We start from the raw sequence: 20,274 nt of genomic DNA, 5'->3' as shown, positions 1-20,274 counted from the left end.
ACGCAAACAAAAACGGATAGCTCATTACGAGCTATCCGCTTATTTCTTTGGTGATCCAGGAGGGATTCGAACCCCCGACCCACGGCTTAGAAGGCCGTTGCTCTATCCAACTGAGCTACTGAACCATGTGGATTCCCTATATAATTATCTATTATAGTATAAATTATGTACTATGTATCGTCAACTACACCCTATCTTAGTATACCCTAAAAAAGGCAAAAAAAAATGGAGCGGGTGAAGGGAATCGAACCCTCGCGACCAGCTTGGAAGGCTGGGGCTCTACCATTGAGCTACACCCGCAAATAAAAAATGGTCGGAGCAGCAGGATTCGAACCTGCGACCCCCTGGTCCCAAGCCAGGTGCGCTACCAAACTGCGCTATGCCCCGTCATTAATTACTTTGCTATTATAGCAAACCCGGTAGTTGATGTCAACCACTACTCTTGCTGAGTTCTTACTCTTTCAAGTATCGCTCTGCAACGAAAATTATTATATCATTGATAGAAACTAGTGACAAGTACTTTTTTACAACTTCATTAATTTTTTTACTGATACATTAATACATTCTTTAATATATATCTATCCTTACTTCTATTATCCTATACGCCTACGCCTCTATATCATTTTAATCTATAGATTATTCGCCCTAATAGTATAAAGCCAATCATATACTTAATCGATCATATAAAAACATGCACCCCTTTCGAGGTGCATGTTGTATTGTTCTATGGTTATATAAGATTATAAAATGCTAGTAAAGCAAATAAATTAACCTTCGTAGCTACCATCTTCTATTGCTTGAGGATTTTTAGCAATACCTTGTTTTACAGCAACTTCAGCAACTGCTTTAGCAACAGCTGGAGCTACACGAGGATCGAATACGGATGGCATTACGTTTTCTTCGTTCAATTCACTATCAGGAATCAAGTGAGCCAAAGCGTCAGCAGCAGCTAATTTCATTTCGTCAGTGATTTGAGACGCACGAACGTCGATAGCACCGCGGAATACGCCTGGGAATACTGCTACGTTGTTGATTTGGTTAGGAGCGTCGGAACGACCTGTACCAGCAACGCGGATACCAGCAGCTTTCATATCAGCATATGTAGCTTCTGGGTTAGGGTTAGCCATTGCAAATACGATTGCATCGTCAGCCAAGTTTTCCAAAATTTCTTTTGTGAAAGCACCTGCTGCAGATACACCAAGAAGAATGTCGGCGCCTTTAGCATTTTCAGCCAAGTTGCCATGTTTTTCTTCAAGTTTGAGCAAATCAATCAATTCAGCTTGCAAAGAGTCAAGTCGTTTGTAGTCTTTGTGCAATACGCCAGAGGATACCAACAATGTGATATCACGAGCACCTGCAAGGTACAATAAGCGAGCAATGTTTGCACCAGCAGCACCAGCACCGTTTACAACGATTTTAGCAGTAGCTAAATCTTTTTTAACTAAACGAAGAGCACCTTTTACACCAGCTAAACATGCAATTGCAGTACCGTGTTGGTCATCATGGAATACAGGAATTTCCAATTCTTCTTTCAAACGATTTTCAACTTCATAGCATTTAGGAGAGGAAATATCTTCTAAATTAATGCCAGCAAAGTTTTTTTGCAATAATTTTACTGTATTGATCAATGTATCAGCATCTTTTGTATCTACAACCAATGGAATGCAGTCTACATCACCGAATTTTTTGAACAATAAGGATTTACCTTCCATTACTGGCAATGCTGCTGCAGCGCCAATATCACCAAGACCAAGTACACGAGTACCGTCAGATACAACGGCAACCATGTTGGAACGGCAAGTTAATTCGAAGGATTCTGCCTCATTATCTTTAATACGCAAACATGGTTCTGCTACACCTGGTGTGTAAGCTACAGATAAATCATGAGCGTCTTTTAATTCATATTTAGTTCCTACAGTAAGGAAACCTTTTAATTCACGTTTTTTTTGTACAGCTAATTCACGTACGTCCATAACAATTCTCCTTTGTGGATACACTCGGACTCTTTAGAGTCGGTAATTTATACCTTTAACTAATTGTATTATACAAAATGCTAAATCATAATTCAAGTTTTTTCGATATAGTTTTTCGAATTTTTTAAAAACAACTATCATTAAGCTCCAGTAGTAATAAAGATTAAGCTCCAATAGTAATAAAGTAAATTATAAAAAAGTAGATAAACCATATAAGGCTTATCTACTTCAAGTCGATCTTCGTATTATACGATAAAAGCTGTCACACCAATGTTATAAAAGCGGTCTTTAAGCTTTTACAGATGGCAAATTGCGTCCATAGAAGATTTCCATCATTTCTTGTTTTAATTGATGTTTAATTTGCTTGATTTCACGATCGCTCAACTCAGACTCAGTGATGCCAAAGAGATAATTATCTAAATCAAATTCTTTTAACATCATCTTTGTATGAAAAATATTTTCTTGATATACATTTACATCAATCATGTTGTACATATTGCGAGTTTTCGCACTGATGTAGTTTTGAATAGAATTGATGCGATGATCGATATAAATTTTCTTACCAGATACGTCACGAGTAAAACCACGCACATGATAATCTAAGGTAAGAATATCAGAGTCAAAACTTTGAATTAAATAATTCAGTGCATTTAGTGGAGAGATTTGTCCACATGTAGAAACTTCAATGTCGGCACGGAATGTACTAATCCCTTTGTGCGGATGACTTTCAGGATAAGTATGTACAGTGAGATGCGATTTATCTAGATGCATAACTACATCTTCTTTTTCAATTTCCTCTTCAGAAATCAAAATCGTAACAGACGCACCTTGAGGATCGTAATCTTGTTTCGCTACATTAAGGATGTTAGCGCCAATAATATGGCTAACTTCCGTCAAAATAGCCGTTAAACGATCCGCATTGTATACTTCATCAATGTACTGAATGTATTGTTTTTTCTCTTCTTCCGTACGAGTATAACAAATATCATAAATATTAAAACTCAATGTTTTCGTGAGATTGTTAAAACCATATAACTTCATTTTAGGCTTTGCTTTAACTGGTGTATCCATGATATGTCATAACCCTTTCCATGTATAGACTTACTATTTCTTTTGAAAGTTTCGCAAACGAAGCTTTCACCATATAACTAAACAATATCTTGTTTATACACAAACTCTACATCAAACTGTCCATTATCGTAGGTAACGATGGCAAAAGTACCACCGGAGCGATCACGAGCCAAAGAAATACTGCCAGGATTTACAAATACCGCATCACGGGCACGAACCTCACCATGATGATGGCTATGACCGGACACGATGAGTCGCGCACCCATGTCAGTTCCTAACTCAATCAGTTTTTGTATTCGATTATAATATGATACCTCATGACCATGAGTCATGTAAATATAGGTATCTTCAAGAGGAATTAATTGCTCTCGTGGTTCAAGCGGTTGCACACGGTCGTTGTTCCCACGCACAGCATATACAGGAATATCCGTATGTTCCTGCATATAACGTGCGTCATCTCCAAAATCGCCAGCGTGAAGCCACATATCAATGTCTTGATCAGCGGTAGCAGCCAAGACGAGGTCGATATCCTCTAGATACCCATGAGTATCACTTAAAATGCCAATTCGTTTCATTGTATTTAATCTCTAATGCCACTATATTATATATTTATATGAACTATACCATATAGTTCAGAAATATCAAAGCTTACTAATTAATTCGCGTAATGCTCGACCACGATGGCTAATCGTTTCTTTTACGTCGATGCTAAGCTCTGCCATCGTCTTTTCAAATTCAGGTACATAGAAGTATGGATCATAGCCAAAACCATTCTCCCCTTTTGGCTCATCTTGAACAAGTCCATCACAATAGCCTTCCGCAGTAACTTCTCGACCATCAGGATATACAAGCGCTAAAGCGCATACATAATGGCCTGTACGGTCACGTTTACCCTGTAGTTCACGAATTAATTTCTCATTATTTGCATTATCATCACCATGATGACCTGCATAACGCGCAGAATATACACCTGGAGCCCCATCAAGAACATCTACAGTAAGACCAGAATCATCAGCTAAACAAGGTCGATTTGTAGCCTTAGCGTAGTATCGAGCTTTTAACAGAGCATTTTCCATGAAGGTGGTGCCAGTTTCCTCTGGTTCCTCAACGGAAATCACTTCTTTCACAGGTACGCAATCGATAGACAAATGAGAGAATGCCTCTGAAAACTCACGAATTTTTCCTTTATTGCCTGTAGCAAGTACAAATTGTTCCATCTTACACCTCTGGCGCTGTTGGATATACCTTACCAACTTTATCTGCTGTCGCACCAAGTACTTCACGTTGTTTAGCCATGAGCTCATCAGTAGCAGTTTCTGCTAGATCAAGTAAAACATTGAGTTCATCACGGTTAAAGGTACCGTGTTCGCCTGTACCTTGTACTTCAACCATATTGCCAGAACCGGTACGAACTACATTCATATCTACGATGGCAGCACTATCCTCTTCATAGCAAAGGTCCGTAATAGGACCTTCTGGACCAATACCTACAGAGATGGCTGCACAAAAATCAGTAATTGGGAATTTTCCTGCTCCGCCAAAGGTGAAGTCTACTGCATCAACGAGGGCTACAAAAGCACCCGTAATAGATGCTGTACGCGTACCGCCATCCGCTTGGATAACGTCGCAATCAATAGTAATAGAGCGTTCGCCTAAGGCTTCAAGGTCTACGACAGCGCGCAAAGCACGGCCGATAAGACGTTGAATTTCTACGGTACGACCAGTTTGCTTCCCCTTTGCGGCCTCACGACTCACGCGAGTTTGCGTAGAACGTGGCAATAAGGAATATTCCGCAGTTACCCATCCTTGTCCAGAACCTTTTAGCCAGCGCGGCACAGAATCCTCAACAGTGGCCGTACAGATAACCTTGGTCTTACCGCACTCAATGAGTACAGAACCTTCTGCATACTCTGTAAAATTCCGTGTTATTTTAATAGGTCGCAATTGACCGGCTGTTCTATTATCGCTGCGCATAGGAACCTCACCATTCTAAAAGTAAATATTAGAACGCCCCTTACATAAAGGGGCGTTATTTCTTATATTATATCACAATTTTACTATTTTTCAGCATTACGAATTATATTGTAATTCGCGATTCTAACATGATAACTCGCGTTATCATTTACGGAGATTAACATTATAGTTCATATTGGCCGTTGCCGAGTGGATCCACCACAACATAACGGCTAGCTCCCCCTTCTGCTTTGGCTCGTTTTGCTTCTACAATAGCATCTTGACGCGTCCCTCCATCTGCTTGCCAAGGAATGAACATAGCATATACACTTTGCGGTCCATACGGTCCATATTGTCCTCGTGAAAGCACGCTATGCCAGCCTACTTTGTTTTCATACATGCGCACCTTTTCAAGTCGCTCCTCTTGTACACCCGTTTCATCGTAGTACACGTTATAATGATTAGACCAAACATCCCCTGCACGTACGCGCTCGTCTTCGGCCATCTTATGCCGGTTAGCCCATTGTATTTTCCACTTGGCGATTAAATCATCTATGTAACTAGTTACATTTTGACTCTGTTTGTATTTAACAGGATCAAAGGCAGGTTCTACGACTTTGCTATAATCAAGACCTGCCATGGATAAAATGATACCCGTATTTACATATGGCAACGCTTCTTGTACGGAATAGCCTCCTTCAAGTACAGCTATATCCGCTTGTAACAAATCGACTAATTCTGCATACCCCTTCGCAGTTACCTGCATATTAGCCAACGGATCACTAAAGTGATTATCTTGTCCTGCCGAGTTAATGACAATATCTGGATTAAACTCTTCAAGAATAGGCAATACAAGCTCACGCATGACCTTCATCAAACCTTCGTCACCGGTACCAGGAGGTAGTGGAATATCTATATTACTACCGATAGCCTGAGGTCCACCAAATTCATCCATAAAGCCTGTTCCTGGATAGAGGGTTCGTCCATCTTGGTGAAAGCTAATATACAATGTATCTGGATCGTGGTAAAACACATCTTGAGTGCCATCACCGTGATGTACATCAGTATCTACTACGGCAATGCGTTTGATTCCATAGGTTTGGCGCATGTGTTGAATCATAACGGCTTCAATATTAATCGTACAGAAGCCACGAATACCATGAACCATAGCCATTGCGTGGTGACCTGGTGGTCTTACTAACGCAAAAGCACGGTCTACTTCACCGCGCATGACTGCATCAGCTGCCGCAATAGCACCTCCAGCAGATACCCGATGAGCTTCAGTCACCCAAGACTCTAAATCTGGAGCACCAACGTGAACCCGCTCTATTGTATCCCAATCCGCTACTATTGGATTATATTCTCTAATATTGGGTATATCTAACAGACCTTCCTCTACGATTTGATCTCGCGTATAGAGTAAACGCTCTTGTCGTTCAGGATGTGTTTCAGAAATTTTCCAGTCAAAAGCAGGGAAAAAGACAAGGCCTAAACTGTGATGATATTTAGCTTTATCAATAGTAGAGCTCGTAGCCTCATCCTGTTTAGTATCCATATTCAGAATACCATGACGCTCTCGATAGGATAGTCCTTTATTCCACATAGTGTTTCACCCCCGCCGCCAGTTGTACTTTCACAGTAATTAAACGCTCCATAGATTGCCATCCCTCTACTACAGGGAAATCCTCAATGCTAATGACCTCTATCTCTTGCACCGTATCTAAACCTAAACGTATCGCCTCTTCACTAAGAGTTTCTTTTGCTCGTTCCACAACTTGTTCCGCTCGTTTCAAAGTACATTTTTGTTGTTTAACACCTAATTCAGGAATGACTAGCAACCGACGTTTTGTGTCTACATGAACAGTGAGTTCGATGGTAGATAAAGCTAGTGCAGCGCCTATAGCATTTGCTACGGCAGCATTCTCAGGAATCGTAACAGGTAACTCTAGATACTCCCCGATACTCGGACCTAAACTTGGTGCTGTGCCCCCTACCACAACGATATGTTCTGGTACAAATACATCAGGATTTACAATATCTGCTACCACATAAATAGGTCGTTTATTTTCTACTTTTACGACCTCGTTAATACCATGTTGAATCGTTTGCAACGCTTTTTCTACGATTAGTCGTGCTACATCAGAGGCAGTCTTAATAAGAGTTAATTGATTATTTGAAGTATTTACATTATTAGATCGTAATGTAGCCTGTATAGCATCCGCTAAATCTTGTAAAGCTCGTGATGCCAGATTAAAGTCACCATAGTTTGCATGACCGAGCACGATAAGTGCATCCCCCAAGGTAGGTTCTATCCCACCTAGAGCCACTGATGGTCCCACTCGTTCAGGACCTACGGTAAGATTACCATTTTTAAGGCGAATTACAGATTCCCCACCAATACCGACGGAAGTAACGGCGAAGGATCGCACTGCACTTGGATACTCACGGATAGATACACCATTTTTTGTCATCAATGGTTTACCATGCTTCCAAAGGGATATATCCGTTGTAGTACCTCCAATATCTAGAGCCACTGTATGCTGATTACCTATAACGCCGAGAGCAGATAGCCCAAGAACTGTTGCTGCAGGGCCTGTAAAAGCTGTTTCTACGGGTCGACTTACCATGTGTTCTATTGGAAGAGAGCCTCCATCTGCTTTTAAAATGTGAAGTGGGGCCACTATATTCCGTGCACGGAGAGCGTCTTCGACATTTTCCTTAAATACCGTAAATACGGGTGTCACAGCACTATTAAAATAAGCGCTAATAGTACGACGAGGGAAATTTAAAGAACCGCTTAACAAACTGCCATTAGAAATTGTATGATACGTATTTTTCAATTCCTCTGTAATAGATAGTTCTTCGTGAGGATTCCGCACCCCAAATTTAGCGGACACAGCAGCTAAATCGGTACCACTATGTGCTTGAACCATGTTGGCTATACCACGTACAGCATCAGCAGGGGTACCCTCTACAACGATACCTCTATGATCTGTATAACCTTGAAGATATATAGGTTCCACGGGGAATATATCATCTACATTACGGCCTGGACCTGTAATCACATAGAGATCTACTACTTGCTCCTTCTCTTCTACGATGGTATTCGTCACCACGGTAGTAGATAAGGTTACTTGTTCAATATTTGATGTATCATAGCCCTCCAAAACCGCATCTAAGGCCTCACCTATACCATTCATTAGATTATCCTTTGTAGTCCGCCTTTTGGCAGTTGCCACTACACGATGTCCATCAATGATAACAGCATCGGTAAAAGTTCCACCTACGTCTAACCCTAGTAACATATAACCTCCTTTTAGCATTAATAAAGAATCCATACAAACTCAAAACGGAGTAAAGAAAACTCCATTTAAGCTAGCATATATTCTCTAATCTAATATGCAATCCCTATTCAAACCTGCGTATAGTCCATATTCAAGCTCATTATATAAAAAAGCTGTACCCATCTCTATGTGATGAGTACAGCCTTCTGTTATTTACCAGATACAGATGCGTAATTTTTGATGATAACAATCGGAGTCATTTGGCTATCATTACCAAATGGATTATCAATCAACAATTGTGCAATTTTTTTAGCGTCAATGCCACGACTTGTACCTAAAATAGCGGACCGTTTCAAGTCATTAACGTCAGCTACAACGGCACCATAACAACCGGTGCGAGATACAATTTTCTCAGCCACTTTATCAGGATCCTTGGGACCAAATACAATATGCTTATCAAATGGAGGCATAGTCCCCGTTACATCATCGGTTAAGGATGCAGCACGAGCAATTGCATAGAACACGCCAGGTTTACGGAAAATTTTAGCAATAGCACCTAAAATAAAAGCACCTAACACCTTCCATTTACCGTCCAAATTCATAGCCGATTGCATACCATAAATAGATGCCATAGAGCCATCTGGATGGATAAAACGATTAATTAAACGAGCTTGCCAGCACACATTTAACTCTTCAGGACGTGTAAAACGGCCTTGTGTAATAGCTACTACTGATTCAGCAACGCATACGATATCTTCAGGTCCAATATTATGGCCCCCAAATTCAACGATAGCATCAACGATGTCATCATTATCTGTAAGAATACGTGTTGGCACACATACTAACTCTAATTCTGCCATTGTTATGCCTCCTTATTGAACCATTGCTGCTTGAACTTCTTCAGCAGTCAAACGAATACGCTGTTTATCGATATGATAGTCTGTCCGACCTACGATTTGGTAGTAAATATCGATGTCCATATAAGGGAATCCCTTAATATCTTCTCGAATATTGCCAGTTTTACCTGTTAATGTAACATATACACGAATTGTGCCACCTTTGCGTGGTTTGATAATTATAGCTTCAAAGTATCCATCTTGACGCGGACGATTAATATCCATAGCCCAAGCATTTACCTTGACTGCATCAAAGTGTTCTTCAGGTAATAATGGACGTGGAAATAAGTCCATTATTGTGCCCAATTGGCGCCCTTTATTTACAAATGGTATATCACAGAACAACGTAATGGATTCAAAACTACGATCAGATACTTGAAAGTTCGTTGCTCGTTTCGCTAATAAGACAATATTTTCATTACCTTGTTTCAATACAAACAAACGGAATAATAAGTACAGAGCTGCAACAGCCACAATAATAGCTATTACTGCACTGAGGATGTTATAAAACCACATAGGGTATCTCCTTTATAATGTAATATGTTCAATGGTACGACGGCTTGTATCAAGAAAGGATGCACTCAATGCATCACCAAGTTCGACATCCTTTGTAAAACACAATGTCACGGTGCCTACAGTATCTTGAGGATTGAAAAGATTTTTACTCTCAAGTCTGTGACGAACCAATTCACTTGTTTCAAAAGCAGGATCAATGAACTGAATGCGACATGACGTTAGTTCCTCTAGTAAAGGTTGTACAAATGGGAAATGAGTACAACCCAAAACGACTACCTCAATTTCTCGAGATAATAAAGGTTCTAAATACTCCTTACATACTTCACGAACAAAGTAATCATCTAAATGACCTTGTTCAATAAGCCCCGCCAACTCTGGACAAGGTTGTTCCCAAACCAAAACCTCATGATCAACTTCTAAAGCCACATGCTTATGAATATGACTATTTACAGTGGCTACGGTTGCCATAATACCGATAGTCTTGCTTTTACTTTTATTAATGGCTGTTTTCACACCTTGTGATACACCAATAACTGGCACAGATACAAGTTCACGTACCGCATCAAGAGCCACAACGGTGAAGGTATTACAGGCAATCACCATCAACTTAACAGGCTGCCTTTCTAGCGTCTCCGCAATACGACACGCCAAATAAGTGATTTCATCATCACTGCGATTACCTACAGGATTATTCGCATTATCACCGATATAGATGAAATCTTCGTTAGGAAATTGTTCTTGTAACACCTTTAACACAGATAATCCGCCTACACCAGAGTCAAATACACCGATAGGCAATTGTTGTACATTACTCATGCGGCATCTCCTCAACAGCTGCTAACATAGGCAGATAAAAAGTATCGTCTAATCGCACAATTTTTCCTGTTAATTTTGACATAAAGGCGTTCTTAGTTTCCCCCGTAGCAAGTAACGCACCATCACTAGCACGGCGCATGCGATAGCGAAACACCATTTGAGCCCTCGTCATCTTAACCAAATACGTTTCGATGTGAAGTTCATCATCGAAATTCGCAGGTTCTTTATAATTGCAAGATACATTCATGATAGGAAATACAATATCCTCATTCATCATATCCCACAAAGTGACACCGATCTTACGAAGGAATTCAATGCGCGCCATTTCAAACCATCTAAAATGGTTACTATGGTGAGCAATCCCCATCATATCAGTTTCATAAAATCGTACATTTACTGAAGCAATATGCATAAATTCTGTCCTTTTTAAATAGTATACAATTTTTATTCTATATCTATTACTTTAGTGTGTCAAATAAATAAAGGCAGTTCAATCACTGTGGATCAAACTGCCTAAAATGGTAAAAGTTAGCGACTGCTACCAAATGGAAAGAATTTTTTTGCCTCTTCTTGATGACTCGTTTTGATATAACGATTCGCAATCTTAAAGGCTAATCCGAGTACTGCCACATCATCTACCCAACCTAATACAGCAATCGCATCCGGCACAATATCAATAGGTAATACCAAATACCCTAAGGCACCTGCAATGACCGCTTTTACATATTTGGGAGTATCCTTGTCACGAAAACAAAGGAACAAGGTTACTGCTTGTTGTACAAAGGCAAGTTTCTTACCATATCGACCAAGAAACCCTAAAAATCTTGATTCGCTAAAATACTTACCATATTTAATAATATTAAATGGATTCATAGTAATAATAATCCTTCAGCGTTTATTTACGCAAACCGCCAATTTTTTCTTTCGCTGTATTAACAGTGTTTGTAGCAACATCTTTTGCTGTCTCTACGGCATCAGAAGCTTTAGTTTTTGCAGTTTCTACTGCTACTTGTGCAGAAGCTTTTGCCACTTCTACACCACCTTTTGCGAATTCTTTGGCTACTTCAATACCTTCTTTAGCAGAATCAATTTTTTCTTTCGCTGCATCAGAAACCTTTGCTACAACCTCTGCTGCGTTATCATGGATTTGGTATTTTGTTTCATTATTCCATTTATTGATGGCAGGTGTTACTTTTTCATCGTAAACTTGCTTTAAAGATTCTTTAGCAAGACCTGTTTCGTTAGCAATCCCAGCCCATACGTCACGTTGACCTTGAGTGAAAGGAATGCTAGCACTTGCATCACGAACGATTTCAGAAGCAATAGCTTTGCCATTTTCAAGGAATTCAGCAACCATCGGTTTGTAACGTTCGATATCAGAAGGCATGCCATCTTGAATCCAAATATGTGCAATTTTACCAATAGCATAAGTTAAACCGATAGCTACAGGAACGCGAACAGCTTTAATTGGAATTAGAAGGGATACTGCAGCTGTACCTACAGCTGTGCTAAGACCACCTACTAAACCAACTACAGCACCTGCTTGCAATTCTACATCATAAAGATGAGCAATGCGAGTTACCATGTACGTAGCATTGGCGCACAAAGCGACACTGCTGAATTTAGAGGATAATGCCAATGCTGCCGCACGACCTGCCCCCCAGAAGATAAATTGTTCAACTTGATAGTCACGATCTTGAGATCCATCCGTAAGGGGCTCAAGTGTTACGCCATTATATTCTGCCATAAGTATTCTCCTTTGTTGTGAACCAACTATAGGTCTTATTATTAGTATTATTATACCATTCTATTGATAGAAGTGAAATGAATTTTTCTAATTATCCATATATAATAGCTTCTAATATTTTCTATATTACCAACTTGTGAGTCCTCCATCGATTGTCCAGGCTGCACCTGTCACAAAAGACGCCTTATTACTCAACAAAAATACAATTACTTCTCCAATTTCATGAGGCTTAGCAATACGACCTAATGGGTAATGTTGGCCCATTTCAGCCTTAGCAGCCGCCGCATCTTGGTGAGCATTAGCAATCTGTTTATCTACTAATGATGTATCTACATCACCAGGACACACACAGTTTACACGAACACTGTGAGGTGCCATTTCAAGGGATAGAGACTTTGTAAAGCTCACTACAGCCCCCTTTGACGCACCATATACAGAACACGCTACATTACCTTGTAAACCTGCATCACTAGCGATTGTTACAATACTGCCCTTTGAGGCTCGTAAATAGGGAAGCGCCGCTTGACATAAGAATACAGTACCTTTTACATTGGTCCCAAACATTTCATCAAAAGCTGCTTCTGTAACATCAGCTAGTAACTCTTCTTCATAATAGCCTGCAGCTGTTACAAGAGCAGACACCCCACCAAATAAATCTACTGTTTCTTTTACAATTCGCTGACAGTCCTCAATTTTAGATACATCACCTTGAATATATTGTACCTTAGAGGAATAACGACGTAGCTTAGTTTTAGCCTTTTGACCAACTTTTTCATTTCGACCATTGATGACTACACACCAACCTTCTTTGAGTAAAAGCTTTGCCGTAGCAAATCCAATACCCGATGTACCGCCACTAATCAAGGCCACTTGAACATCACTTTTATGAGGCATACCTTGCCCTCCTATAATGTTGAAACATAGTCATAAACTAATTTCAACAACATAACTGTCGTTACCGACAAGAATACAACTCGCACCAAAGATGAGCCCTTTGCAATTGCCAAATGCGAGCCTAGATAAGCTCCTATAATTTGACCCGCCCCAGTGGCAAGGCCGTACTTAACATTGACATGTCCTAAATATAAAAATACCAATAAAGACGCCAAATTACTAGTAAAATTCAATATTTTTGCATTAGCAGAAGCATGCAAGAAATCAAAACCTGTAAAGATAAAGCCCATAATCAAAAATGTACCTGTACCAGGGCCTATAAAGCCATCATATATACCGATACCAAGAGCAAAAGCCATACAAATATATAGCGCTTTTCCTGCTACCTGAGATGTACGATTGATTTCACCCCAGTCTTTTTTGAACACCACAAAGAGTGTTACGCAAACAAGTAATATGATGATAATAGGCTTTACATATAGCGGTGGTAAAGAAACAACCGCCAATGTCCCCATCATAGATCCCACAAAGGTAAAAGGCAATAATTTGCGAACTAGGGAAAAATCAACCATGTGATTTCTTAAAAATGTAATCGATGCACTGCCAGCACCAAAAATACTGGATAATTTATTGCTGCCCAGAGCCATACTAGGTGGAAGATTTGTTAATAACATGGCAGGTACAGAAATGAGGCCTCCGCCGCCTACAATGGAGTCTACAAAGCCAGCAAACGCACCAGCTACGGCGAGTAAAACGAGTATAAGGATATCAAATGGTAAACCTGTTACCGCAATGAGCCACTCCATAATAAACCTCCTACAGATAGCACATCAACGGTCGCCAAAGGCCACCGTTGTCATGCTAGTTTATTTTATTTTGCACCTAGACGATTGAGAGCCAATGTATAACCATCCGCACCATATACTAAACAGCGCTTTACACGACTAATCGTAGCAGTACTCGCGCCCGTTTCTTCTACGATTTTCTCATAGCTATCCCCTGCGCGAAGCATTTTTGCTACTTGTAAGCGTTGAGATAATGCTTTTAATTCGTTAATCGTACAGATATCTTCAAAAAATGCATAGCATTCCTCTGTATTTTCAAGCGTTAAAATGGCGGTGAACAATTCGTCATTTTGTTGACTTCTCAATTTTTCATTGATACTCATAGGATCCTCCTACTTCTTATTCATCGCTTTAGACCAAGCATCACCAATCATTTGTACAACTTGTACCAATACAATCAAGATGATGATTGTAGCGATCATAATATCGGCTTGGAAACGTTGGTAACCATATCGGATAGCAATATCCCCAAGACCACCACCACCAATAGCACCAGCCATCGCAGAGTAACCGATGAGGTTAACGATAAGCACCGTTACATTGTCAATAATTGTTGGCAATGCTTCTGGTAATAATACTTTCCAAATGATTTGTAATGGGCTTGCCCCCATGGATTGAGCCGCCTCGATAACGCCAAAATTGATGTCCTTAATAGACGTTTCTACTAGGCGTGCCAAAAACGGAATTGCCGCAATGGTCAACGGCACACATGCTGCAGTTGTACCAATGGAGGTACCTACCACCATACGAGTAAACGGAATGATGGCAACCATCAAGATGATGAAAGGTACAGAACGCGTGGCATTGACAATGGCACCCAATACTTTATTGAGTGTTACATTCTCCAAGATATGACCTTTAGAAGTAACGACCAGAACAACACCAAGAGGAATACCTAATAACATTGCCATTACAGTAGAAATTATCGTCATTTGCAATGTATCAAGGGTACCAGTTATGAGTAGATTAATGATTTGCTCTGACATAACCGATCACCTCGCTTTCAATTGGTAACGTTTTGATGTAGTCCAAACCTTCTTGCGCATTTTCTGGGTCACCATTCAAGATAACGATGAGGCGACCAACGCTCGTATTTTGGATGTAATCAATGCCGCCAAAAAGGATGCTTACATCTAAATTAAAGCGTCTCACAAGGCCTGCTACTACAGGCTCATCTGTTGCTTGTCCTGTAAATTTGAGGCGCACTAAAGGTGCTGTCCCTGCAATCCATTGATCATGTAATTCCAAGTGTTCCAATGCTTCTGGAGGTAAGTTATCACTCACTACAGAGCTAATAAACTCTTTTGTCGTATTTTCGCGAGGATGTGTGAATACTTCAACCGTGCTACCTTCTTCAAGTATTATGCCGCCTTCAATAACCGCCACGCGATCACAGATTTCACGGATAACGTGCATCTCATGTGTAATGAGCACAATAGTGAGCCCCATCTTCTCGTTAATATTTTTCAACAATTTCAAAATAGAATCTGTTGTTTGAGGATCAAGGGCAGATGTAGCTTCGTCACAAAGGAGAACCTTTGGATTAGACGCTAAAGCACGAGCAATACCAACACGTTGTTTTTGACCACCAGACAATTGAGATGGATAGTTGTTCATCCGGTCTGTAAGGCCTACGATATCAAGAATTGGCGTAATGCGTTCCTTGATTTCAGATTTGCTCATTCCTTGTAATTCCAACGGAAATGCCACATTGTCATATACGGTACGAGAAGACAATAGGTTAAAATGTTGGAAAATCATGCCAATATCTTTTCGCGCTTTACGCAAATCAGATTTGCTAAGTGTAGTTAAGTCTGTACCATTTACGATAACAGAGCCAGATGTAGGTGCTTCGAGCATATTGATGCAACGAATCAATGTGGATTTACCGGCACCGGATTGACCGATAATGCCAAAGATTTCGCCTTCTTTCACATTTAGGCTAATATCTTTCAACGCTTCCACACGAGTAGCGCCTTCATAGACTTTACTAATGTGTTCTAATTGTATCAAAATAATTTCCTTTCTTAAGGTAAATGTTTAACATTTGATGAAAGCAGCTTATCTATCAAGGTAGTCCTTCTTCCATCAATTTTTCTAGTGCTTCGCGTAGACGAAGTGTAATAGCACCTGGTTTACCACCAGATACTGGATTTCTGTCTAGCTTAGTAATTGGGATGACACCACCAATTGTATCGGTAAAGAATAGTTCGTCCGCTTCATCTACAAAGGTGCGGTCAAATTCTTTCTCAATAATGGTAATACCTAAAGATGGTGCTACACGGGTTAAGATCATTTGGCGCGTAATACCTTTTAAGATATGATTATCCGCTGGATGCGTGTACAAGATACCATCTTTAACAGCAAACACATTAGATGTAGCGCCCTCTGTACAAATGCCATCACGGAACAAGATGGCTGTATAGGCAAATTTCTTTTCTGCTTTTGTTTGCGCCAAAATATTCGGGATCAAGTTAGTGGTCTTAATATCTACATGTTCCCAACGTTCATCAGGCAAAGCTATCGCTTTTACACCTTCACCCAATTTATTGACTTCATCTAAATCCAAGGTACGGATAGACATAAGCATTTGTGGTTCTAATTTAGAGCGATCATAAGCATGATGACGTGGTGCTACACCACGAGAGATTTGTAAATAAATATAGCCCTCTTTGATTTCACTTTGCTCGATCAAAATTTCGTGCAATTCTGTCAAATCATCAGGGGTCATTTTTACAGGGATATCCATTTCACGCATAGAGCGATACAAGCGATCTTGGTGGTAAGACAAAGCGAAGCAACGGCCTTTTACGACGCGAACAACTTCATATACAGAGTCACCAAATAAATAGCCCCGGTCATCAATGCTGATAACTTTGGCACCTGGTTCGACGAATTCACCGTTAAAATATGTTAATTCTTGCATAGGAGCACCTCTTTTTCTATTCCGTTACTCTATCAAGTGGTAATCATCATGGACTTATTATAACACAATTACTTTTAAATTTTCACACTTTACTTTGTGAAAGATATTAATTCGATATACAAAAATCCGCTAGGATACCATAGTTAAAAACTATATCCTAGCGGATGTATAACAAATATTATGTTTATACTAAATCAGCACTACAAACTAACTAAAACTACGTACACCATTAACGTACTAGCACCAATTAGGTCTCTCTATAAAATAGTTCTCATACTAGACTAATGCCCCAGTATAAATTTACGGATAGATTTAGGCACATTATTAAGGCCTACTGTAGTCAAATAAGATAATGCCAACGCCATACCATACATAATTAACACGTTGGCCACCGTATACAAGAGATTATATTTAGCCATCGCACCCGAAATGATTAACAACCAAAATGGATGTGATAAATAAATACCATACGATTTATCGCCTATCTCAGACCAAATGGACTCCATCGTCACATTCATAGGTAGCCTTTGGAATAGGAACAAACTAAACATCGTCCCCAATCCTGTATAAAGAACGCCCATAGGACTCATTTGATGTACCGTGTAAATTGCTTCCAACACAGTGTAATGCCATACGTCCATGACATAGTAATAGGAGCCAAGCATCAACAATATGGAGCTTACCGCACTGATGCCTAAAAGGTAACGATAACGCCACATATATTCGCAGACGGTTTCATATCGTTCAGCACATACGGCACCTAAAAGGAAAATCCACACATAATGAATAACCCAATAGTTGAGTCGCATATCAAAAAGATATTTAAGAACTGGCTGATTGCTTAAATTTTCTGTTACCCAACGGCCAAGCATGTAAGACGAAACATAATCGATACCAACTTGGATGACAAATAGTAACACCAGCCAAAATACAGGCCGTTTTAAGATGACTTTCACCATGGCCCGCCATAATGGCATCATCACGTAGAACCATAGCAAAATTACCATAAAATATAGATGATACATAGAGGTACCAAAGAGTAGATTTATCGCCAACGGCCCTGGATGTAAATTGCCAAGGTTATGAGCTGTCACCCCTGTATATAGCAAGTAAAAGATGGACCACGTAATATATGGAAATAGCACCACCTGAATGCGGCGGTGCATAAATTCCTTATATGAGAATGGTCCCTCTACCGAGGTATGATAAAACAAGCCAAATGCAGAGAGGAAGAAAAACGCAGGCACTCCAAAGCGAGAGAGAATTTCTAACACGCTGATGAGTTCTAAATTTACAAAAGGATTTTGCAATGCGTAAGATCCTACATGAATGCCGATAACACCGAGCATACAGAGGCCTCGCATATAAGTAATTTCCGGTAAAAACGCTTTTTTCATAGCCATTCCCTATTCACTATTGACCAGGTGCCACTGCAGGTGTCGGTACCACACGTGGACCTTGAGACTCTGTAGCTGGTTGTTTAACTACAGGAGGGGTAGATGTAGGTGTTTGAGGCGTTGCAGCTTTTTCAGGTTGTGCGGCTTGTGCTGGTACAGCCTGACCATTTGCTTTAGCAGCCGCTTCTGCCTTAGCCTTAGCTTCTGCTTCAGCCTTAGCTTTTGCTTCAGCTTCTCGTTTCAAGCGTAATTCTTTTTCAAGTGGTACCACTGGTTTGTCATAAACAGTGATATCCGTTTCAAATAGACGTCCCCATGGGAATGTAGCTTTTACTGTACGAGGATTGATTTTAAGGTATTTTTCAGCGAAATCTTGAATGCGTTCACCTAAATAACTTTCAAGACGTTCATTTAATTCACCAGAGTAACGAACATTGTCTGTTCTGATAGAATCTTGCATACGATAAATATCTTTACGGATATTTGCTTGATATGCCCAGTTATCCAAATATTGTTGCGTCAACATATCACGATGACCTTCTGGACTCATAGATTTAAGCAATAATCCTTGAGCAATAGCGTAACCTACTGTGTTACTTGCTGTATTCCAACCATTATACGCACCGATTTTGTACAACAAATCTCGTTTATACATAGCGGATACCAATGTATTATCTGCACCATTATTGAAAGCAATATCTGCAACGCTTACGTTCACACCAGAGTCAACAGCTTGCTGAATGCGATCTACGAAAGCATTTGTAGAGTTGGAGATCATTGGGAAGTTTTCGAAGTTTTCAGACTCGCCTGTACTCGTAGTAAGAGGTGTATTAACAGCCAATAATACAGTTGGTTTACCTTGTGTCACCATCGTGCCACCTACAGCCTCAACGTGTTGAGCAATTGTTTTATCAATCGTTTGATCTTCGTAACCTGGTAATGTTTTACCTCCGCCACCGAGTGGATAAATTACGGAGAATGTAGGTTTTTCTGTGCTCACATCGGTACGGGAACGCGCCATCAATAAGAGACCAAGTTGGTCAGCACCAGGGAAGCTACCGTATTTTTCAGCAGAAATATCCTTGGAATATTTGTTGAGGTAACGACCTTCTAGAGCGGATTGAGATAATTGAGATGTATCATCATGACCTAATGCAAAGTAGTCGAATACACCACTGCGAGTTTCATCAATCAACTCTTTGTTGATTTTCATATTTTTTTGACGGCGGTCAAACCAGTCTTGCAAGTATTCCACAGGAACAGAGGCTTGTAAGCTCATCAATTTTTGAGTTTCTTCTTGCGTTAAAGAGCCAGAATCTAATTTATCTTGTAATGCAGCAATTTGGAAGATTGTTGGGCCATATTCCGCATAGTAGGCCGGTTCAGTACCGCCACCACTCGCACGTGGGGAACGCATTACGGTGCCAAAGCCATAGATGCGTACATTTTTATTACGCGCTTTTAAACCTTCAATACGTTTCAAGCGATTTTGCAATGTGCTAAGTGGAATATTATGTTTACGAGAATCTACAAGACCTCCATAAATAAGAGTATCTGTACTTAATACCATAACATCAGCACGACCTGCATTTTGCTCTACCCAAGCCATAATTTGATCAGCTTGACCTTGGTACGTCTTACCAGAAATCAAGTGTTGAGGTGGTGTCAACACAGTCATACCCGCCTCACGAGCTGTATCAACTGTATATTGCAAACTTACAGGACGATCATCTTGAGGTACATATAATACGGTTTCTGCATCAATTTTGATGGATGTACCTGTAGCAATGGCTGTAACCATTAATGCTACTTTCAACCATTTATTTGTCATAAAGCAAATCTCCTTCTGTGTACACGAGTACTCTCGACTCGAAAATTAACTCTTATATAATACTCTTTTTTTCTGACACTTTTATGAAATACTTAATAGTATAATTATATCATTTACCTGTTATT

At 40.0% G+C, this 20,274-nt stretch carries 21 protein-coding genes and 3 tRNA genes; all 24 read right to left on the bottom strand.

Annotated features, from left to right (window positions below; all coding sequences use genetic code 11):
* Positions 1 to 48: 48 nt before the first annotated feature.
* Positions 49 to 125 (bottom strand) — tRNA-Arg (locus ACGHIY_RS02240).
* Positions 126 to 226: 101 nt separating this feature from the next.
* A tRNA-Gly gene (locus ACGHIY_RS02235) sits at positions 227 to 300 on the bottom strand.
* 10 nt (positions 301 to 310) lie between these two features.
* A tRNA-Pro gene (locus ACGHIY_RS02230) sits at positions 311 to 387 on the bottom strand.
* A gap of 380 nt (positions 388 to 767) precedes the next feature.
* Positions 768 to 1,973: an NADP-dependent malic enzyme gene (locus ACGHIY_RS02225; protein WP_155086409.1), complete on the bottom strand. Its 1,206-nt coding sequence runs from the start codon at positions 1,971 to 1,973 to the stop codon at positions 768 to 770.
* A 288-nt stretch (positions 1,974 to 2,261) separates the two neighbouring features.
* A complete protein-coding gene (speD, locus tag ACGHIY_RS02220) occupies positions 2,262 to 3,044 on the bottom strand; it encodes an adenosylmethionine decarboxylase (RefSeq protein ID WP_008715652.1) in 783 nt (260 codons plus the stop codon).
* Positions 3,045 to 3,121: 77 nt separating this feature from the next.
* Positions 3,122 to 3,619: a metallophosphoesterase gene (locus tag ACGHIY_RS02215; RefSeq protein ID WP_004693585.1), complete on the bottom strand. Its 498-nt coding sequence runs from the start codon at positions 3,617 to 3,619 to the stop codon at positions 3,122 to 3,124.
* A 66-nt stretch (positions 3,620 to 3,685) separates the two neighbouring features.
* A complete protein-coding gene (locus ACGHIY_RS02210) occupies positions 3,686 to 4,261 on the bottom strand; it encodes an XTP/dITP diphosphatase (RefSeq protein ID WP_077708203.1) in 576 nt (191 codons plus the stop codon).
* A gap of 1 nt (position 4,262) precedes the next feature.
* Entirely contained in the window at positions 4,263 to 5,018 is a 756-nt protein-coding gene (gene rph, locus ACGHIY_RS02205; RefSeq protein WP_278466842.1) for a ribonuclease PH, read from the bottom strand.
* Positions 5,019 to 5,181: 163 nt separating this feature from the next.
* A complete protein-coding gene (locus ACGHIY_RS02200) occupies positions 5,182 to 6,600 on the bottom strand; it encodes a histone deacetylase (protein WP_278466844.1) in 1,419 nt (472 codons plus the stop codon).
* Complete coding sequence (locus ACGHIY_RS02195) at positions 6,590 to 8,302, bottom strand: hydantoinase/oxoprolinase family protein (protein WP_390525637.1); 1,713 nt, start codon at positions 8,300 to 8,302, stop codon at positions 6,590 to 6,592. The genes ACGHIY_RS02200 and ACGHIY_RS02195 overlap by 11 nt, the downstream gene beginning before the upstream one ends.
* Positions 8,303 to 8,490: 188 nt before the next feature.
* On the bottom strand, positions 8,491 to 9,141 hold the full coding sequence (locus ACGHIY_RS02190) for a coenzyme F420-0:L-glutamate ligase (protein WP_004693597.1): 651 nt from the start codon (positions 9,139 to 9,141) through the stop codon (positions 8,491 to 8,493).
* A gap of 12 nt (positions 9,142 to 9,153) precedes the next feature.
* Complete coding sequence (locus ACGHIY_RS02185; RefSeq protein ID WP_004693598.1) at positions 9,154 to 9,693, bottom strand: hypothetical protein; 540 nt, start codon at positions 9,691 to 9,693, stop codon at positions 9,154 to 9,156.
* A 12-nt stretch (positions 9,694 to 9,705) separates the two neighbouring features.
* A complete protein-coding gene (murI, locus tag ACGHIY_RS02180) occupies positions 9,706 to 10,509 on the bottom strand; it encodes a glutamate racemase (protein WP_039965340.1) in 804 nt (267 codons plus the stop codon).
* A complete protein-coding gene (locus ACGHIY_RS02175) occupies positions 10,502 to 10,921 on the bottom strand; it encodes a thioesterase family protein (RefSeq protein WP_004693602.1) in 420 nt (139 codons plus the stop codon). The genes murI and ACGHIY_RS02175 overlap by 8 nt, the downstream gene beginning before the upstream one ends.
* Positions 10,922 to 11,037: 116 nt before the next feature.
* Positions 11,038 to 11,382 (bottom strand): YkvA family protein, encoded by a 345-nt coding sequence (locus tag ACGHIY_RS02170; protein ID WP_004693603.1) that lies wholly within the window; start codon positions 11,380 to 11,382, stop codon positions 11,038 to 11,040.
* 22 nt (positions 11,383 to 11,404) lie between these two features.
* Entirely contained in the window at positions 11,405 to 12,256 is an 852-nt protein-coding gene (locus ACGHIY_RS02165; RefSeq protein ID WP_004698348.1) for a hypothetical protein, read from the bottom strand.
* Positions 12,257 to 12,382: 126 nt separating this feature from the next.
* A complete protein-coding gene (locus tag ACGHIY_RS02160) occupies positions 12,383 to 13,150 on the bottom strand; it encodes an SDR family NAD(P)-dependent oxidoreductase (protein WP_004693607.1) in 768 nt (255 codons plus the stop codon).
* 11 nt (positions 13,151 to 13,161) lie between these two features.
* Complete coding sequence (locus tag ACGHIY_RS02155) at positions 13,162 to 13,956, bottom strand: TSUP family transporter (RefSeq protein ID WP_316063699.1); 795 nt, start codon at positions 13,954 to 13,956, stop codon at positions 13,162 to 13,164.
* A gap of 65 nt (positions 13,957 to 14,021) precedes the next feature.
* The gene (locus ACGHIY_RS02150) at positions 14,022 to 14,318 is read right to left on the bottom strand and encodes a YerC/YecD family TrpR-related protein (RefSeq protein WP_278452056.1); all 297 of its coding nucleotides are present in this window, start codon (positions 14,316 to 14,318) and stop codon (positions 14,022 to 14,024) included.
* Positions 14,319 to 14,327: 9 nt separating this feature from the next.
* Entirely contained in the window at positions 14,328 to 14,981 is a 654-nt protein-coding gene (locus ACGHIY_RS02145) for a methionine ABC transporter permease (RefSeq protein ID WP_008715638.1), read from the bottom strand.
* Positions 14,962 to 16,008: a methionine ABC transporter ATP-binding protein gene (locus ACGHIY_RS02140; protein WP_039965347.1), complete on the bottom strand. Its 1,047-nt coding sequence runs from the start codon at positions 16,006 to 16,008 to the stop codon at positions 14,962 to 14,964. The genes ACGHIY_RS02145 and ACGHIY_RS02140 overlap by 20 nt, the downstream gene beginning before the upstream one ends.
* 55 nt (positions 16,009 to 16,063) lie before the next feature.
* Positions 16,064 to 16,921 (bottom strand): aminotransferase class IV, encoded by an 858-nt coding sequence (locus ACGHIY_RS02135; RefSeq protein ID WP_008602746.1) that lies wholly within the window; start codon positions 16,919 to 16,921, stop codon positions 16,064 to 16,066.
* Between the two features lie 281 nt (positions 16,922 to 17,202).
* Positions 17,203 to 18,324: an acyltransferase gene (locus tag ACGHIY_RS02130; RefSeq protein ID WP_390525636.1), complete on the bottom strand. Its 1,122-nt coding sequence runs from the start codon at positions 18,322 to 18,324 to the stop codon at positions 17,203 to 17,205.
* A 10-nt stretch (positions 18,325 to 18,334) separates the two neighbouring features.
* Positions 18,335 to 20,149: a DUF4127 family protein gene (locus ACGHIY_RS02125; protein ID WP_390525635.1), complete on the bottom strand. Its 1,815-nt coding sequence runs from the start codon at positions 20,147 to 20,149 to the stop codon at positions 18,335 to 18,337.
* Between the last annotated feature and the right edge of the window lie 125 nt (positions 20,150 to 20,274).

The sequence above is a fragment of the Veillonella parvula genome, from assembly GCF_042850485.1.
In the GTDB taxonomy this organism is placed as follows: Bacteria; Bacillota; Negativicutes; order Veillonellales; family Veillonellaceae; genus Veillonella; species Veillonella parvula_Q.
Note: the sequence above shows the minus strand (reverse complement) of the source record. Positions and strands in the feature narration are given on the sequence as shown.

Bases quoted from the DNA above. Each gene is read 5' to 3' on its own strand.
- ACGHIY_RS02225 (WP_155086409.1), bottom strand. From the start codon at position 1,973: ATGGACGTACGTGAATTAGCTGTACAAAAAAAACGTGAATTAAAAGGT.
- speD (WP_008715652.1), bottom strand. From the start codon at position 3,044: ATGGATACACCAGTTAAAGCAAAGCCTAAAATGAAGTTATATGGTTTT.
- ACGHIY_RS02215 (WP_004693585.1), bottom strand. From the start codon at position 3,619: ATGAAACGAATTGGCATTTTAAGTGATACTCATGGGTATCTAGAGGAT.
- ACGHIY_RS02210 (WP_077708203.1), bottom strand. From the start codon at position 4,261: ATGGAACAATTTGTACTTGCTACAGGCAATAAAGGAAAAATTCGTGAG.
- rph (WP_278466842.1), bottom strand. From the start codon at position 5,018: ATGCGCAGCGATAATAGAACAGCCGGTCAATTGCGACCTATTAAAATA.
- ACGHIY_RS02200 (WP_278466844.1), bottom strand. From the start codon at position 6,600: ATGTGGAATAAAGGACTATCCTATCGAGAGCGTCATGGTATTCTGAAT.
- ACGHIY_RS02195 (WP_390525637.1), bottom strand. From the start codon at position 8,302: ATGTTACTAGGGTTAGACGTAGGTGGAACTTTTACCGATGCTGTTATC.
- ACGHIY_RS02190 (WP_004693597.1), bottom strand. From the start codon at position 9,141: ATGGCAGAATTAGAGTTAGTATGTGTGCCAACACGTATTCTTACAGAT.
- ACGHIY_RS02185 (WP_004693598.1), bottom strand. From the start codon at position 9,693: ATGTGGTTTTATAACATCCTCAGTGCAGTAATAGCTATTATTGTGGCT.
- murI (WP_039965340.1), bottom strand. From the start codon at position 10,509: ATGAGTAATGTACAACAATTGCCTATCGGTGTATTTGACTCTGGTGTA.
- ACGHIY_RS02175 (WP_004693602.1), bottom strand. From the start codon at position 10,921: ATGCATATTGCTTCAGTAAATGTACGATTTTATGAAACTGATATGATG.
- ACGHIY_RS02170 (WP_004693603.1), bottom strand. From the start codon at position 11,382: ATGAATCCATTTAATATTATTAAATATGGTAAGTATTTTAGCGAATCA.
- ACGHIY_RS02165 (WP_004698348.1), bottom strand. From the start codon at position 12,256: ATGGCAGAATATAATGGCGTAACACTTGAGCCCCTTACGGATGGATCT.
- ACGHIY_RS02160 (WP_004693607.1), bottom strand. From the start codon at position 13,150: ATGCCTCATAAAAGTGATGTTCAAGTGGCCTTGATTAGTGGCGGTACA.
- ACGHIY_RS02155 (WP_316063699.1), bottom strand. From the start codon at position 13,956: ATGGAGTGGCTCATTGCGGTAACAGGTTTACCATTTGATATCCTTATA.
- ACGHIY_RS02150 (WP_278452056.1), bottom strand. From the start codon at position 14,318: ATGAGTATCAATGAAAAATTGAGAAGTCAACAAAATGACGAATTGTTC.
- ACGHIY_RS02145 (WP_008715638.1), bottom strand. From the start codon at position 14,981: ATGTCAGAGCAAATCATTAATCTACTCATAACTGGTACCCTTGATACA.
- ACGHIY_RS02135 (WP_008602746.1), bottom strand. From the start codon at position 16,921: ATGCAAGAATTAACATATTTTAACGGTGAATTCGTCGAACCAGGTGCC.
- ACGHIY_RS02130 (WP_390525636.1), bottom strand. From the start codon at position 18,324: ATGGCTATGAAAAAAGCGTTTTTACCGGAAATTACTTATATGCGAGGC.
- ACGHIY_RS02125 (WP_390525635.1), bottom strand. From the start codon at position 20,149: ATGACAAATAAATGGTTGAAAGTAGCATTAATGGTTACAGCCATTGCT.